The sequence below is a fragment of the Helicobacter sp. 23-1046 genome, from assembly GCF_053654635.1.
Map to the genome: position 1 here is coordinate 795365 of NZ_JBSIUS010000001.1, position 15748 is coordinate 811112.

The window sequence follows — 15748 nt, forward strand, 5'->3', positions numbered from 1 at the left end:
TGCTCTCTCTACAATATATTTTTTGTTTGGTTTTGTTGTAATTATTTCAAAGTCCCACATTGCGCATTGTCATTAGTAGCATTCTTAAAATATCTAGTATAATAATAAAATTATCTCTTATTATTTAAGTTGGTTTTAAGGTTGTTAATATTATAATCTGCCGTTCTTTCTTTTAATCAAATCATTTGTTGAGGATTGCACAATGAATGCCAAAAGCCTTATTTTGTGTTTAATAATAGTTAATCTTGCTTTAGCTAATGATAATCTATTAGGGGGGGGGGGCAATTATACATTACGCAATGCAATAATTTTAGCCCAAAATGAGCAAGACACACAAACACAAGAATCAAAACCCACAGACAAACAAGAAGTAACCAAAAAAGTCCAGCTTGGCAAAGTAACAGCTTATGGCGAAAAAGAATTTGAAACCTATCAAAGTGGCACGCAAGTAGGACGCAATTTCTTGGATTCTAACCCAAGCGGAAATGGCGATATTACGAGCATTTTGCGCGTGTTACCCAATGTGCAGTTTGACAACTCTCAGCTAAAAAGCACCACGCCGGGAGAAATCGACCCTGCCAACATATCCATAAGTGGTAGCCTCTTTCATCAAAACAACTTCCAAATTGATGGCTTTAATATGAATAACGACTTAGACCCGCACGGAAGCACGACAAACAACCAATCAAATATCCGCTCCACAGGCTCTCAAGGGTTAAATATCGACACAAGCCTACTCGAATCTATCACAGTTTTAGATTCTAATGTCAGCGCGGCGTATGGCAAATTCACAGGCGGTGTAGTGGAGGCAAATGTCCGCAAAGCACGCAAAGATGATGGCGGGATTAAAGGCTGGCACGGCAATATCAGCTATCAATTCACGCAGGGCAATGCCGACCCAAAAAAATTCTCGCTTACCAAATACCATTATGATAACCGCGCAGAGAGCAGTCTCTTTTTGAGCGCAGATGAACGCTACCAACCAGAATTTTTCAAATACTCGGTAAAATCTAGCCTAGAGGGCTACATTACCAAAGATTTAGGATTAGTGGCGAGCTTCACCACCACACAGAGCATTATCCCGCTAAACCCATATCGTAATCTCGCCTCTTATAAATATGGCAACGATTTAGACAAAAAGCGCGAGCAAAAGCGAGAATCTTATAACTACTACTTAAAAGCACATTATAATCCCACTGAAAATCTCACCCTAGAAGCAAATCTAGGCTACGCCCCACAACACAATACCTACTACAATGACGCAGCGATGAATAGCTACTACGAAATGCAAACTGGGGGAATCCAAGCAGGTGCAAAGGCATTATGGCAGACGCCTGTGGGATTATGGACACAATCGCTTGGTTTATCGTTTGTAGAAAATTCTCGGCGAAGCGATGCAAATTATTTCTACCAATGGTATCGCAGTGTGGAGAAAAATGGTGGAGGGACAAACTTGCTTGTCTTTGAGGGAGGCTATGGGGATTTAGACCAAAGTCAAATTACCACAACTTATAAAAGCGATTTTAGCTTTGAGTCATTAGAAATCAACCGCCTCACTAGCACCGTGCGCGTAGGCTTTGAGCTCTCTCATCTCTACATTGGGAGAAATCGCCCAACTGATGCGTATTGGATGCAGGGAAATCCCACACAAATGAATGAAAATCAATCCTGTGGGACAGATTCTTTAGGTTATGATGGGCTATGCTCGAGCTCGCCATTGCTTAGAGGTGGCACTAATGGCACACCTATCACAAGCGGTAGCGGTGCTGGCGGGCAATTTGCTCATACAATACGAATCGCTAAGGCAAGTGATTTTGTCTTTAATGGTGTGAATTATGGAATCTATGCAGAAAATGACATAAATATGGATTTTGGCTTTTTAGGAAATGTGAATATCCGCCCCGGAGTGCGCCTTGATGGCGATAGTTATATGGGCAAACACACGCTTGCACCTAGACTCGCGCTTAATTATGTAACCCCCGCGCCAAGAGAGTGGCAAAGTCAGCTCACCCTTGGAGCGAATCGCTACTATGGGCGCAATTTGTTAAGCTATTGGCTCTATGCACAGCAGAGCAAAAGTTGGGAAGTGTGGCGCAGGTCAATGTGTAATAGCCAAGCTCAAGCAGATTGTATCGCGGTAAATACCCCAACCGCGTGGGTAAAGCAAAATGACTACAATCTATCTAGCTTTTTTCACTTTGATAAACTCCGCGTGCCTTATGATGATGAGCTAATGGCTGGTATCACGCAAAAACTTGGGATTTTTGAGTTTAGCGCGAAATACATTATGCGCTTTGGTAGAGATGAAGTGATGAGGCAAGACACAGGGAATGTGCAAACTCGTAGCGATTCATATTGGAATAATAATGGCAAATCACAAAGCCAGATTGTCGCGCTCGTGCTACAAAATATCGCGCCTATCCAAACCTTTGGAATCTCACATCACTACTTATTTGCTTATGATTTAACCCAAGTCAAACGCAGTTATAATATCTGGCAAAACACCCATAATGGCACAGATAGGGACGATGATGAATACGCAAATAACGAGCTCATTTACTATGACGGACAGCTGATTCGCTACCGCGATAGACCTGTGGAGAATTTCGCCCGCCCTTTCACGCTAAGGCTTACCACCACGCATAACTTTAAAATCTTACGCACAAAGTGGATACTTAATAATTTCTTTCGCTATCGCGAGGGATTTGAGCGAATGATAAATTCTGCACAAAGTATAACCATTGATGGAAAAGCCTATTTGCGCTTTGATAAAATGCACTTCCCTGCGGCATTTACTTGGGATATGCGAGTGGGCACAGAACTCAATGTGCGAGGCTCACACACGCTCTATGTCAATGTAGATATTTATAATGTCCTAAACGCACGCAATATGACAACGCTCCAAGCCACAGGGGCAGCTACGACAAATGGCTCGATAATCCCCGGTATTGCTTCAGCTGGAGCGTATGCGGTGTATGAGCTAGGCAGGCAGTTTTGGGTGCAAGTGGGCTATAAATTCTAAATCGAGATTCTACACAAAGGAAAAGCAATGAAAAAGATAATCGCGGTAGTGGTGCTTGTGTCATATTGTCATACCCAACCTTTACAAAAAGGCGAAACATCTCAAACGCAAGACAAAGAGATACTTCGCTACGCTCAGTATGACAATCAAAATCCACAAAACAATAAAGATTTAAAAGACGATAGCAATCCCTATGAGAGCCAAAATCTACAAGGCGAACAAAGCGGAGATTCTCTCACAAACAAACAAGGTGAAGTTTTACATACAAATAACCCAATTCAAGCGCGAGACGCAATTACGCCTTTGGAATCCAAAGATTTTAGCCAAGCAAGCGGGCTTATCATAGGGATAGAATCTTCGTTGAGTACATTTGGCTTTGCTCATCACCACGAAATAGAAACCACCACTATAAACAACACTTCCACCGCTCAAGGCGGGACAACCACCACCACGACAATCACTCCCATAGATTCCTTTGATATGCGCGGGATTGGTGGGGGCTATGGGCTTATTGTGGGTTATGAGGGATTTTGGAGGCAATTTGCTAGCAAAGGTGAGCTAGGAATGCGCATATATGGCGATTTACACGCTACGCATACGCATTTTTCAAACGCACAAAAATCGCTCAATCCCATAATGCTACGCTATGGGGTAAATGTCGATGCCCTGCTAGATTATATCATAGCGCAAAATTCGCTTCATCTTGGGGGATTTATCGGTGTGCGTATCGGTGGCAAAAGCTATGTCGGCAAAGATATAGATACGCTTGATACGCAAATGCGCCAACTTGGCGATGGATTCCCAAAGGCGAGTTTTGATTTAGCACTTAATCTTGGAGCGCGAGCCAAACTCGCCCAACATCACGGAATCGAGCTTATCTTTAGCGTGCCATTTTTTGTGAGCAACTTTAATGCAAACTCGCTCAAAGTCGCCAAGACAAACGCCCAAACGACTAACACCACCACAAGACTTAGCGGGGATTTTACGCAGTATTGGAGCGTGGGCGTGCGCTATATTTACACTTTTAGCGGGTTGTAAGTTTCAATATTTGGCATTGACATTCGTCATTTTGTTATAAGGGCTTAAGGCAAATTTGCTATAATGCGATTTTAGCCTTAAATTTAGGAGACATAATGAGTGCAAAATCCGCTAAAACCCCCTCTATGCAAAAAACACAAAAGCCACACAATCCACAACACTCGCAAATGCTACACCCCCAAATCATCGTGCTTGACTTTGGAAGCCAATACACGCAGTTAATCGCTAGGCGTTTGCGCGAAATGGGAATCTATACGGAAATAATGCCCTATTTTGAGAGCGCGGAGTCTATAAAGACGAAAAATCCGCGCGGACTAATCCTAAGTGGCGGTCCTGCAAGCGTGTATGAAAAGGACGCATATAAACCTGATAGCGAGATTTTCACGCTAGGGATTCCCATTTTGGGAATCTGCTATGGAATGCAGTTTATCGCGCATTTTTTCGGCGGACAAGTCGCAAAATCTAGTGCGCAAGAATTTGGCAAGGCAAATCTTACAATCATTGATTCACGCGGAATCTTTAGTGGCGTGAAGCAAGATTGTATCGTGTGGATGAGCCATAGTGATAAAGTCATTGCCCTGCCGAGTGGATTTAGCGCGATTGGCAAAAGTGAGAATAGCGAGATTTGCGCCATTGCAGATTTGAAGCGCGAAATTTATGCGATACAATTCCACCCCGAAGTGGTGCATAGCGAGTGCGGAGCGCAGATTCTCTCAAACTTTGCGCGTGAGATTTGCGGGGCAAGTAATGAATGGAATATGCACAATTTTGCCGAGATTGAAATCGCCAAAGTGCGCAAAATCGTGGGGTTTGGAAATGCGATAGATTGCCACGCAAAATCTAATGATTTTGCTCGCAATGACAATAAAAACTCCAACAACGCCGCTTGTCATACTGAGCGTAGCGAAGTATCTCAAAAGTCCAGCGATAGAGATATTTCGGCTTTTTCAAAGCCTCAATATGACAACGCCACAGCAACGCAAAATAGCGATATAACTTTTATAGCGATTAATGCCTCAAACAAAGATGTGGTTTGCGCTTTGCAAGTAAGCGAAAGGGATAAAAACTTTATCGAATCTAATGCAGATTCTATCAAAGATGCCACGCAGGATAAGGCTTGGCAAACAAATGCGATATATTATAGGGATACGCTCATTGGCTTTGTGATGTTTGGGGATATAGAATCTGAGCAACGATTGTGGATAGATAGGTTTATGATTGATATGCGCTTTAGCAATCAAGGGCTTGGCACACAAGCCTTAGCCACGCTACTAGAAAAACTATGGGAGGGTGGCAAACGAGAGGAAATCTACATTAGCGTGTATGAGGAAAATCTCAAAGCGATACGATTTTATGAAAGATTTGGCTTTGTGCGAAATGGCGAAAAAGACATAAATAACGAATCTGTGATGTGTCTAAATAAAAAGGTGTGGGAAGAGAGAAAAAGTGATTTTCTAAAGAAACTGCGCTTTGCTTGTTTTGCTCACAATGATAACGCTACTAATCAACAAAGGCAAAACCCTAAAAACAACACCGCTTGTCATACTGAGCGTAGCGAAGTATCTCAAAAGTCCAGCGATAGAGATATTTCGGCTTTTTCAAAGCCTCAATATGACAAAAAAACACAATCAAAGTTTAATAAGCAAGGGCGAAGCATTTGTGATGAGAAATCAGGGTTGCGAAGTTGCGAGCAACGAGATAAGGCTAAAACGCCTATCGAGGAAGCGAGCGACAAGCTCCGTGATTTATCGCACAAAGGCAAGTCCGCTAAAGTGCTGTGCGCGGTGAGTGGTGGCGTAGATTCTAGCGTGGTGGCGGCATTACTCCACAAAGCAATCGGGGAGAATCTAATCCCCGTCTTTGTCGATACGGGCTTACTCCGCGCGGGCGAGAGAGAGGCAGTGGAGCAAATGTTTAAGCAGAATCTACAAATCCCGCTTATCACCGCAGACGCAAGCGAGCTGTTTTTAAGTCGCTTACAAGGCATTACCGAGCCAGAGCAAAAGCGCAAAATCATCGGGGAAAGCTTTATCGAAGTCTTTGAGCGCGAGGCAAGAGCGCACAACGCAAATGGCGAGATTAAATTTTTGGCACAAGGCACGCTCTACCCCGATGTCATCGAATCTGTAAGTGTGAAAGGTCCCAGCAAGACAATCAAATCTCATCACAATGTCGGCGGACTGCCTGAGTGGATGAGATTTGAGCTCATCGAGCCATTGCGCGAACTCTTTAAAGATGAAGTGCGGAGTTTGGGGCGCGAACTCGGAATCCCAGAATCTATGCTAATGCGCCACCCATTTCCCGGACCCGGACTTGCGATTCGCATTATGGGCGAGGTTACGCGGGAGAGTTTGGCGATATTGCGCGAGGCGGATTCTATCTTTATCGAGGAATTGCATAAAAATGGGCTCTATGGTAGCGTGTGGCAGGCGTTTTGCGTGCTACTTAATGTGCGGAGTGTGGGCGTGATGGGTGATAATCGCACTTATGATAACACCATCGCACTTCGCGCCGTAGAGGCGATTGACGGAATGACAGCGAGATTTTCGCATTTGAGCTTTGAGTTTTTAGAAAAAGTCAGTAATAGAATCATAAACGAAGTAGAGGGGATAAATCGCGTAGTCTATGACATAAGCTCCAAGCCCCCAGCCACGATAGAGTGGGAGTGAGTAAACCCAATCGTTTCATAGCGATTGGGTGAGAATCCAAGTCCTTAAAGGAGTGTAAAACTCCCTTAAGCCTTATATATCAAAGCGGAATCGCACGATACCAATAGCACTGCCTCTATGCACATCTGCTCTTCGCAAATATGCGTTATAGTAGCCAATTTGTGGGACTATGCTAAAGTTCTTAGACACTTTGTAAGGTGTTTGGAGAGAGACTTTATAGCTTAGGATATGCTCGTCCGCTCCTGAGGCGGTATATCCTGTGCCTCCACCATTACCACCATAAGTAAGCTGGAATCCTGAGCCAAGTGTAATGGCGAGCTTTTGTGAAGCCGCATAGCTTAACTCAAAAAATCCACCACCGCGCTTCGCATTTAGCCCAGCATCGATAGTAGCGTAGTTAAACTCGCCCTGCCCCGCGCTTGTGCGCATTTCTCCATACAGATGTGCATTCACACCATAGCTAAGGAATACAGAGAGAGAGAGAGGACCAAATTGTGGCTTAATCCCCGCAAGCACATTCCACGCGTGCGCTCCACCTACACCTGTGGGAGTTGTTACATTTGTGGGAAGTGGCCCTACGCTGTGGTTGTAATACTTATAAGTCGCACCAACTTTGAAGTTTTTGATTATGCCTTTGTTGCGAAATTGATATGCCATTGAGATTCTAGGAATCTCGCTCTTTCTATAATGGTCAGTGATAAGGGCTACTTTATACCCTCCGTTACTGTATGCTACTTGCATATCGCGATTCCCCGTGATGACAGAGCCAAAACCTGTGCTCCCTGTATCGGTGGCCAAGAAGTCAGAGTTGAACCCTCCCTCAACGGTAGGGCTATCATCTCTCCCCACAGAAATTTTCCCAGCTGAGCCAAGGTCATACTGCCAGAAAAATTTACGAATCCCTGGTGCGTTTGTAGTAGCTCCAGTGAGTATATTTGGCTCTACTGCACCAAGCTCAAAACGGATAAAGAACTTATCAATCGTAGTATCAAAGCCCAAGCGAGAATTGAGCTGTAATCCTTGTAAATAATCCGCTCCTACCGTGCTCTCCTGCCCTGTCTTGCCAGCCGCCCCACTATAGCCATAAAGCACACCATACATTTTCACACTTGTCTGTGTCTCGCTATCGCTATACACCTCTACTGCTGCCATTGCTGGCATTGCCATTGCCGCGCTTAATGCGCAAGAAACCATAAGTTTCCTCATATTCAACTCCTTAGTAAAAATTCGCCTCCTTAAAGATAGCAAGGCTTAGGAGTCATTGTAACGAAATGTGAAAGAAAAGTGAAATTTTTATAAAGAGTTATGAGGGGGGGGGGGTAAAAATGTTACATTATAATTTCACAATGATTTCACAACAAAGATTCACGCAAAAGAAAAGAGATTAACTTTTTGTTAGCTTTCGCGGGATAGAATGCGCGTGATTGTCATAGCACAAATCGCACAAATCCACTCAAACTAAAGGAGCTGTCAATGAAAAAACTCGCTATCGTATGTTTATTAAGCCTATTAAGTTTGCCAGCTATGGCGAAAACTTATGCCACGCTTAATGGCAAGGCTATCACGGAAAAGGACTTTGAGATGTATAATGTCAAGCAATCTGACTTTGAAAAACTCCCAAAAGAGCAAAGAGAAGCATTCCTCAACACTATCATCAATGATAAACTCGTGCTAGAATCTGCCCGCACTGAGGGAATCGAGCGGAGCAAAGACTACACGCAGGCATTAGAGGGCTTCAAAATGCAAATGCTCTTCCAAATGTGGCAACAAAATCTTGCCAAAAAGGCAAAAATGCCAAACATCAGCGACTCTCAACTACGAGAAATCTACAACAACAACAAAGACCAATTTGTCGACCAAACAGGTAGAGCGCGTCATATCCTCGTAAATAACGAGCTTGAAGCAAAAAACATCATCGCCGAGCTTAACAAGGTGCGAGGCAAGGCTGAAGCGAAGTTCATCGACTTAGCAAACCAAAAAACGCTCGACCCAGCAGCAAAGCAACAAAAAAATGGTGGCGACTTGGGCGAGTTTCACCGCTCGGCTATGGACCCTATATTTTCCAAAGCAGCGTTTGACTTAAAGCCGGGCACTTATACTAAAGAGCCTGTGAGGACGCAATTTGGCTACCATATCATTTATTTAGAGAGCAAGAGCGAGGCTAAGACGATTCCCTACGAGCAGGCAAAGCAAATCATCTTGCAAAATGCGCAAATGCAAGCCGTAGGCAAAGTCATCAATGATAAAATTATGGAGCTCCGCTCTAAAGCACAAATCAAAATCAATTAACTTCTCATATCCTATAAACCACATAGATTCTCTAATCGCAGGGAATTTATGTGGATTTTACAATTCCTTTGTATCTTTTTGATTTATTTTGGTTATAATCGCCTCTTTGTTTCAAATAGCCTCAAATTTCAATTTCACGCCTTATATTTAAACGAATGGAGCTAAGCTATGTTTGCCACTTTTATCCAATCCCTTGCTACGCGCTATGCGAGCCACTCTATGCAAAGAGTGCTTAAGCGCAGTTTCAAAGTGCGCTTGCACGCGAGCGAGATTCTCCCAAATGGCAAGCCCACAATGCTTTATATCCACATTCCCTTTTGCCACACGCTTTGCCCCTATTGTAGTTTCCACAAATACATTTATGATGAGAACTTAGCGCGGGCGTATTTTGAGGCATTGAGAGAAGAGCTAAAACTCATTAAGGCAAAGGGCTTTGATTTCCACACGCTTGTGGTGGGTGGCGGGACTACGCTTATCAATGAGGACGAGCTATTAAAGACTTTGGAGCTGTGTAAAAATCTCTTTGGCATACAAGAGATTTCGTGTGAGAGCGACCCGACACATATCGCACCTGCGCAATTAGAGCGATTTAAGGGGCTTATCACGCGTCTAAGCTGTGGGGTGCAGAGCTTTGATGATGAGATTTTACGCAAAATTGGGCGATATGAGAAATTTGGCTCAAGTGCGCAGTTGCAAGAAAAACTCGCAAAAGCGCAAGGAATCTTGCCAACTTTAAGCATTGATTTAATTTTTAACTTCCCAAACCAAACAAAAGAGCAACTTTTGCGTGATTTAGCTATCGCTAAATCGCTAGGTGCGGAGCAAATCACCACTTACCCGCTTATGCGCTCCGCACTCACGCGCTCCAAAATCCAATCCGCGCTAGGCGTGGCTCTAAGCGACAATGAACGCGAATTTTATGAGCTCATTTGCGCGGAATTTAGCGGGTGGAAGCGCAACAATGCGTGGGGGTTTGGCAAAATAAATCCTAATGCAACAATCAAAGGCGATACCCCACAAAGCAATCTTAGCGATGAATATGTAAGCTCCAATCATCAATATTTGGGCGCGGGCAGTGGGGCGTTTAGCTTTATCAATGGCAAACTGTATATCAATACATTTAACCTCAAAGACTACTGCTCGGCTATCGCGCACAAGCACAATGCAAATATGGCAAACGCAGAATTTAGCAGGCGCGATATTTTGCGCTATGTGTTTTTGTGTGAGCTATTTGAAGGCAGGCTTAATGTAGCGGAGTTTAACGCAAATATGCAGTGTAATTTGGAGTGGGATTTGGCATTAGAGTTAGCGGGCTTGCGACTAAGCGGGGCGATAACAAATGCGACAAATAGCGCGGGGGAGAAGATATTGCAATGCACGGATTTTGGGCATTATGTCTGCGTGGTGCTGATGAAAGAATTTTACGCGGGAATGGACTTGGTGCGTGCGACATTTCGCGATGAAGCGAGACTAGAAAATGCGCAAAAAGAGGAGCTCCAAAACCAAAGCAGGATTAGTGTCATTGACATTATGAAAAACGCACACGAATACGCAAAAAGTATCTAAAAGTATGTAAAGAGGGAATCTCCCAAACAATAAGCACGGCAAGAGGGCAATGCCACTTACTCAAGCATTGCCCTAAGATTCTTAGAATTTATAAGAATATCCTAGCGTAATGATGAGATTTCTCACCTCTGTCGTAGTAGCGGCGGTATCTGTGCCTTTGTAAGCAATCGTTGGAATCTTAAAGTTTAAGCCCAAAGTGTGATTGCCTCCTATGTAAGTCTCCACACCGACATTCACAGGGATAACCATTCCACTTGCGACATTAGTCGTGGTGGTTACATTATCCGTAGTGCTAACGCTACTATAAGAGCCATAGCCCACGCCCGCACCTATATACGCGCCAAACATATCTGTAAATTTCCATAGCACATCGACATTACCCGCGATTTGATGATATGAAAGCAAAGTCCCTTCGTTCGTAGCTGCAGTCCCCTGCGCTGGGTCTGCTGGGGTGCTGGTATTGCTTGTGCTATAAGCCCAATTATAGCCAAGATACACCCTTAGTCCAAATTTATCATTAAGCGGGGCTATATAGCCAAACTTCGCACCGAGATTCCCAAGTGGGAAAGTTGAAGCAGATTTATTATCTAGTGTAGTCTTGCTAAATATCGCACTGTATCCTAGCTCACCACCGATAAAAAACCCTGCTCCACTATCAGCTGGCTTCAGCGTGCTCAAACCTGATAAGCCCACGCCAGCCACAACGACTACACGAAATAGAACCTTTGCGATGAAATTTTGCATTTTGTCTCCTTTTGAAGTGTTTTTCAACTTCTTTATGAAAATGTAGCACTTTTGTGAATTTTTATAAAAAAAAAACACCACTAAAGGCAAGTTGCATTCTCGTGTAGTATGGTTAATAAAAAGTTAATACTTTATTGTAATTTAATGCGATAAATGTCTGGAATCTCGCGCCCTATTATACGCTTCTAACACGATGTCTGCCACAGGCTGCCATAGCGTAATCTCGCCATACTCCTCCTCGAAAACTTTGCCGTGATTGGTGGGAAGCATATTACGCATATTATGGTAGTTGGTGATGAAATTTGAGACATCTTTACACGATTCTTCGAGCTCATATCGCTTGACGGGGCGCGTATTTTGCGCGGAGAGCTCTAAAAATCGCACCAAAATTGTCCCGTTGCAAGGGTTTAACCCAGCGAAATATTTGTGAATCCAAGTCGCCACACGCTTTTGCACCTTTTTGACTTGCCTTTTTTCCTCGACTATCGGCACGCCTGCGTTTGTGCTATCGTCATTTGTTTGAGCACTAAGCTCAAAGTGTGGTTGCTCTACTTGGGCGAGCATTTCTTTGAGAGATTGCTTTTCTTGGGCGAGAGATTCTATAAGTTTGATTTTGTTGGTTAAATCGCTGGCTTGGGCTATGCGAGATTCCAAACTTGTGATTTTTTCTTGGAGATTGAGAGATTCGAGCACTTCGAGTTGCTTTTTAAGCGCGGTGAGTGCGGAGAGCATTTGTAATGTATGGGTCTCAAAGTCCCTATTTATCGCATCTATGTAAGTCATAGTAACTCCTTTAAGTGGTATTTTGCCTAAGCATTCCTTAAAAACACAAAAATCTCAATGCAAAGAATCTAGGCGGTATAAAAATGCTATAATTCTACTAAATAAAAGTAAATTAAAATAAATAAATTAACAAAATATAAATTTTATAAATAAAACTAAAATAAGATAATAATATAAATAATAAATGAAATATAAAAATTACAAAAAAAGGCGAAAAACTTTTTATTTAAGAGAGAAAACAGCGTTTATTTCAGTAAATGTGAAGTTTATTGGGGTTGGGGAGGCAATCACAAATCCCGCTACCTTAAGAAGTCAAATCCTTAATGCGTGCGATGATTTCCCTCGCACCATTTGGAGTGATTTTGCTTTGTAGGGTGCTTGAAATATCCGCTATATTGCCTTGTTTAAGAGAATCTATAAACTCCAACACCTTTTGCGCGCTTAACTCCGCTTGCGGACAAAGCCCGCATAGCCACTCATCGGCTAATGTCCGCGCATTGAGATATTGATGATTTTTATGCGCGTAAGGATAGGGGATAAAAAAGCACGGAAGTCCATTCGCGCAAGATTCCCATACGCTAGAAGCACCCGCTCGTCCAACGCACACATCAGCTTGACAAAGTGCTTCTACGATATTAGGACTAAAGGCAAAGAGATTGATAGAATCGAGCAATCCAAGATTCTTATACTGCTCGCTCACTCGCTCAAAATCGCGCTCTCCGCATTGATGTGCTATGCTTAATCCCTGCTTGATAAGCATAGGCGCGAGCTCTAATGCTAAATCGTTAATCGCTAGCGCACCCTGCGAGCCTCCCAAAAATAGAATGTGCCTTATCGTGCTTCTTGTGCGCGCTTTAGTGAAAAATTCCTCTCTCACGGGATAATCACAAGCCACAAACTTCGCACTAGGCAAAGCAAAAGAGCCAAAAACCGCCTTACAAAAAGGGAAAAGCACACTATTAAGCGTGCCAGATACGGCATTTTGCTCGTGGATAAAAAGCGGGATTGACTTACTTATCGCTGCCACAGACGCACCAGCCGCACTAAATCCCCCGACACTAATCACCGCCTTTATGCTATGTACCTTAAAAATCGCCCTACACTCACACACAGCCTTATAAACTTTATACAAAGCCTTGATTTTGCCAAGTCCGTGCTTATTTACCACGCCCGTGCTATCAAGAAAATGTGTCTGTGTGAATACATCGCTCCCCTCAAACCACTGCCTATCCTGCCCGCTAAGCGAGCCTATGTAAATACAGGGGATTTGTTGGGATTTGAGCTCTAAAGCCAATGCCTTAGCAATCGCTAAATGCCCGCCTGTGCCACCACCTGTGATGACAAACATTAGTATTTATGCTCGCTTGTGTGAGAATCTTTGGCGTGTGGATTCACACAGCATTCTGGCATTTGGGTAGTAATAGGCAACCCAAGCCCTTTCCACGCACCAAATCCTCCAACCAAACGATAGAGATTCTCATATCCTAAATGTCGCGCCCAAATCAACGCTGTGTGCGCACTACCAAAAGGCGCGAAAATATCCTCGCCCTCATCATAAAAGACAATCATCGCACCCTTATCCTCTCCCAAAAATTCAACAAACTCGCTTTTATCCCTGCTTAACGCGTCCTTATCCCAATTCCACTCGCTCCCATTGTCATTAAATGTAATGCTTTTAGCAAATTCAAAATGCTTCGCGCCCTCTATAAGTCCTAGATTGTAGATTCCACGCGGGAGGGTAGCGATGATAATCGCCTCCTGTGCCTCCTCAAGTTGTGGCGCAGTGATGAGCTTATATCCGCTCGCGTTTGCTCTTTGTTGTAGTGCTACGACTTCTTCACTTTGCTTTTGCGCGACAAAGTCATTATGCAACGCTAGAGCCTTATTTGCCTCGCCCTGCTCCTTTTCCCCGCACGCGATAAACACCACTGCTACTATCACACAAGAGAGAAATTTTTTCATACCTGCACTCCTAATTTTTACTTAACATTATAACCTAATAAATTCCTTGATTTTGCTATAATTCACACACAAATCACTTAAACATAAGGAAACTAAATGCCACAAATCTATCCTACGATTAGTGAAATCCGTGCGATTCCAAATCTACACATATATAAGCGTGTAAGCGTGGCAATGGAGCTTTTGAGCGACTTTATCACACCCATAGAAGCTATGCGGATTTTAAAATCACACTCCACGCATACATTTTTGCTTGAGAGCGTGGAGGACAGAAAACAATGGGGGCGATGGAGCTTTTTGGGATTTGAGCCAACGCTAGAAATCACTGCGAGGGGCGAAAGTGTCTATCTAAATGGCGTTGAATCTCCTGCGCACAAAGGCAATCCAAATGCATTAATCCGCGAGATTCTCGCGGAATATAAAAGCCCAAAGATTGATTCGTTGCCCCCATTTTGTGGCGGACTTGTGGGGTATTTTTCATATTCATATTTGCGATATAGCGAGCCTAAATTAGATAAAATGTTTGCAGATTCTGTGCGAAACACAGAATCTAGCCCATTTAACGACATAGATTTAATGCTCTTTGATTCGCTCATCGCCTTTGATAATTTGCGCCAAAAAATCGTCCTTATCACAAATGTCGCCCTTGATAATTTGGAAAACTCTTACCAAAAGGCGCAAGATAAGCTCGAAAATTTATGCGCGATTCTCACAAAACGCAAGGCATTAGGCACAATTCCTCCGCCATTGCCACTCAAACTCACAAGCGACATTACGCCAGACTTCACGCAAGACGCATTTTGTGCTATGGTAGAGAGAGCAAAGGATTACATTAAAGAGGGTGATATTTTCCAAGTGGTGCTTAGCAACCCACTTCGCGCAAAGGCGAGTGGTAGCCTCTTTGATACTTATCGAATCTTGCGTAGCACAAATCCTTCGCCGTATATGTTTTATTTTAGTAGCGATTGTATCGAAATGGCTGGGGCTTCGCCTGAGACGCTTACCAAACTTCAAAATGGGATTTTACGGACTTATCCGCTCGCTGGGTCGCGTCCGCGTGGGGCAAATGAAATCGAGGATAAAGCCTTAGAGTGCGAACTTTTGAGCGATGAAAAAGAATGCGCGGAGCATAATATGCTCGTGGATTTGGGGCGCAACGACATTGGCAAAGTGGCTAAAATAGGCTCTGTGGCGGTGGAAAAATATATGCAAGTCGTGCGCTACTCTCACATTATGCACATCGCTTCAAGTGTGCGGGGCGAAATACGCGAGGATTTGGACGCACTTGATGCACTTAGCGCGGTGCTACCTGCGGGGACACTCTCTGGTGCGCCTAAGATTCGCGCGTGTGAGATTATCAACGAGTTAGAAAAAAGTCCGCGCGGTGTGTATGGTGGAGCGATTGGGTATTTGGATTTTAGCGGAAATATGGATAGTTGCATTGCGATTCGGCTGGTGTATAAAAAGGGTGATGAGCTTGTGGTGCGCTCAGGTGCGGGAATCGTAGCTGATAGCGTGGGTGAAACCGAACATACAGAGTGCCTAAACAAAGCCAAAGCCGTCCTAAATGCACTCAATGAAGCAAATGACGGGATACAATAAAGTCAAAACACCTAAAAATACGAAAATCTGGCAAAAAAATTTTAGATTCCACTAATTAAAGCCCAAAAATGCT

11 protein-coding genes are annotated in these 15748 nt (G+C 43.6%); 6 read left to right on the forward strand and 5 right to left on the reverse strand.

The genetic code is table 11. The features are described from left to right. The first annotated feature begins 202 nt into the window (after positions 1-202). The 3 genes from ACWIUJ_RS03900 (at position 203) to guaA (ending at position 6729) form a co-directional block, all read left to right on the forward strand. Positions 203-3022, forward strand: a complete 2820-nt coding sequence (locus ACWIUJ_RS03900; RefSeq protein ID WP_454169086.1) for a TonB-dependent receptor plug domain-containing protein — start codon at positions 203-205, stop codon at positions 3020-3022. Positions 3023-3049: 27 nt separating this feature from the next. Continuing rightward, a complete protein-coding gene (locus tag ACWIUJ_RS03905) occupies positions 3050-4060 on the forward strand; it encodes an outer membrane beta-barrel protein (protein ID WP_454169088.1) in 1011 nt (336 codons plus the stop codon). Positions 4061-4227: 167 nt separating this feature from the next. Further along, complete coding sequence (gene guaA, locus ACWIUJ_RS03910; protein ID WP_454169718.1) at positions 4228-6729, forward strand: glutamine-hydrolyzing GMP synthase; 2502 nt, start codon at positions 4228-4230, stop codon at positions 6727-6729. A 72-nt stretch (positions 6730-6801) separates the two neighbouring features. Here the strand turns inward: guaA and ACWIUJ_RS03915 are convergent, their stop codons facing one another. Further along, positions 6802-7935, reverse strand: coding sequence for a hypothetical protein (locus ACWIUJ_RS03915; RefSeq protein ID WP_454169090.1), 1134 nt, complete (start codon positions 7933-7935; stop codon positions 6802-6804). A 267-nt stretch (positions 7936-8202) separates the two neighbouring features. Here ACWIUJ_RS03915 and ACWIUJ_RS03920 point away from each other — a divergent pair, with 267 nt between their 5' ends. Together ACWIUJ_RS03920 and ACWIUJ_RS03925 are read left to right on the forward strand one after the other, a co-directional pair. Next, positions 8203-9018 (forward strand): peptidylprolyl isomerase, encoded by an 816-nt coding sequence (locus ACWIUJ_RS03920; RefSeq protein ID WP_454169092.1) that lies wholly within the window; start codon positions 8203-8205, stop codon positions 9016-9018. Between the two features lie 168 nt (positions 9019-9186). Beyond that, complete coding sequence (locus ACWIUJ_RS03925) at positions 9187-10584, forward strand: coproporphyrinogen III oxidase family protein (RefSeq protein ID WP_454169094.1); 1398 nt, start codon at positions 9187-9189, stop codon at positions 10582-10584. An 81-nt stretch (positions 10585-10665) separates the two neighbouring features. On the opposite strand, the gene ACWIUJ_RS03930 is transcribed toward ACWIUJ_RS03925, so the two are convergent. The 4 genes from ACWIUJ_RS03930 to ACWIUJ_RS03945 form a co-directional block, all read right to left on the reverse strand. Beyond that, positions 10666-11328 (reverse strand): outer membrane beta-barrel protein, encoded by a 663-nt coding sequence (locus ACWIUJ_RS03930; RefSeq protein WP_454169096.1) that lies wholly within the window; start codon positions 11326-11328, stop codon positions 10666-10668. 141 nt (positions 11329-11469) lie between these two features. Then, entirely contained in the window at positions 11470-12111 is a 642-nt protein-coding gene (locus ACWIUJ_RS03935) for a hypothetical protein (protein ID WP_454169098.1), read from the reverse strand. 304 nt (positions 12112-12415) lie between these two features. Further along, complete coding sequence (locus tag ACWIUJ_RS03940; protein WP_454169100.1) at positions 12416-13459, reverse strand: UDP-N-acetylglucosamine--N-acetylmuramyl-(pentapeptide) pyrophosphoryl-undecaprenol N-acetylglucosamine transferase; 1044 nt, start codon at positions 13457-13459, stop codon at positions 12416-12418. Next, positions 13459-14073: a rhodanese-like domain-containing protein gene (locus ACWIUJ_RS03945; RefSeq protein ID WP_454151544.1), complete on the reverse strand. Its 615-nt coding sequence runs from the start codon at positions 14071-14073 to the stop codon at positions 13459-13461. The genes ACWIUJ_RS03940 and ACWIUJ_RS03945 overlap by 1 nt, the downstream gene beginning before the upstream one ends. Positions 14074-14169: 96 nt before the next feature. Between ACWIUJ_RS03945 and ACWIUJ_RS03950 the strand changes: the two genes are divergently transcribed. Continuing rightward, positions 14170-15675 carry an anthranilate synthase component I family protein gene (locus ACWIUJ_RS03950; RefSeq protein ID WP_454169102.1) on the forward strand — a complete coding sequence of 502 codons (1506 nt, stop codon included), beginning with the start codon at positions 14170-14172 and terminating at the stop codon, positions 15673-15675. Positions 15676-15748: the final 73 nt, after the last annotated feature.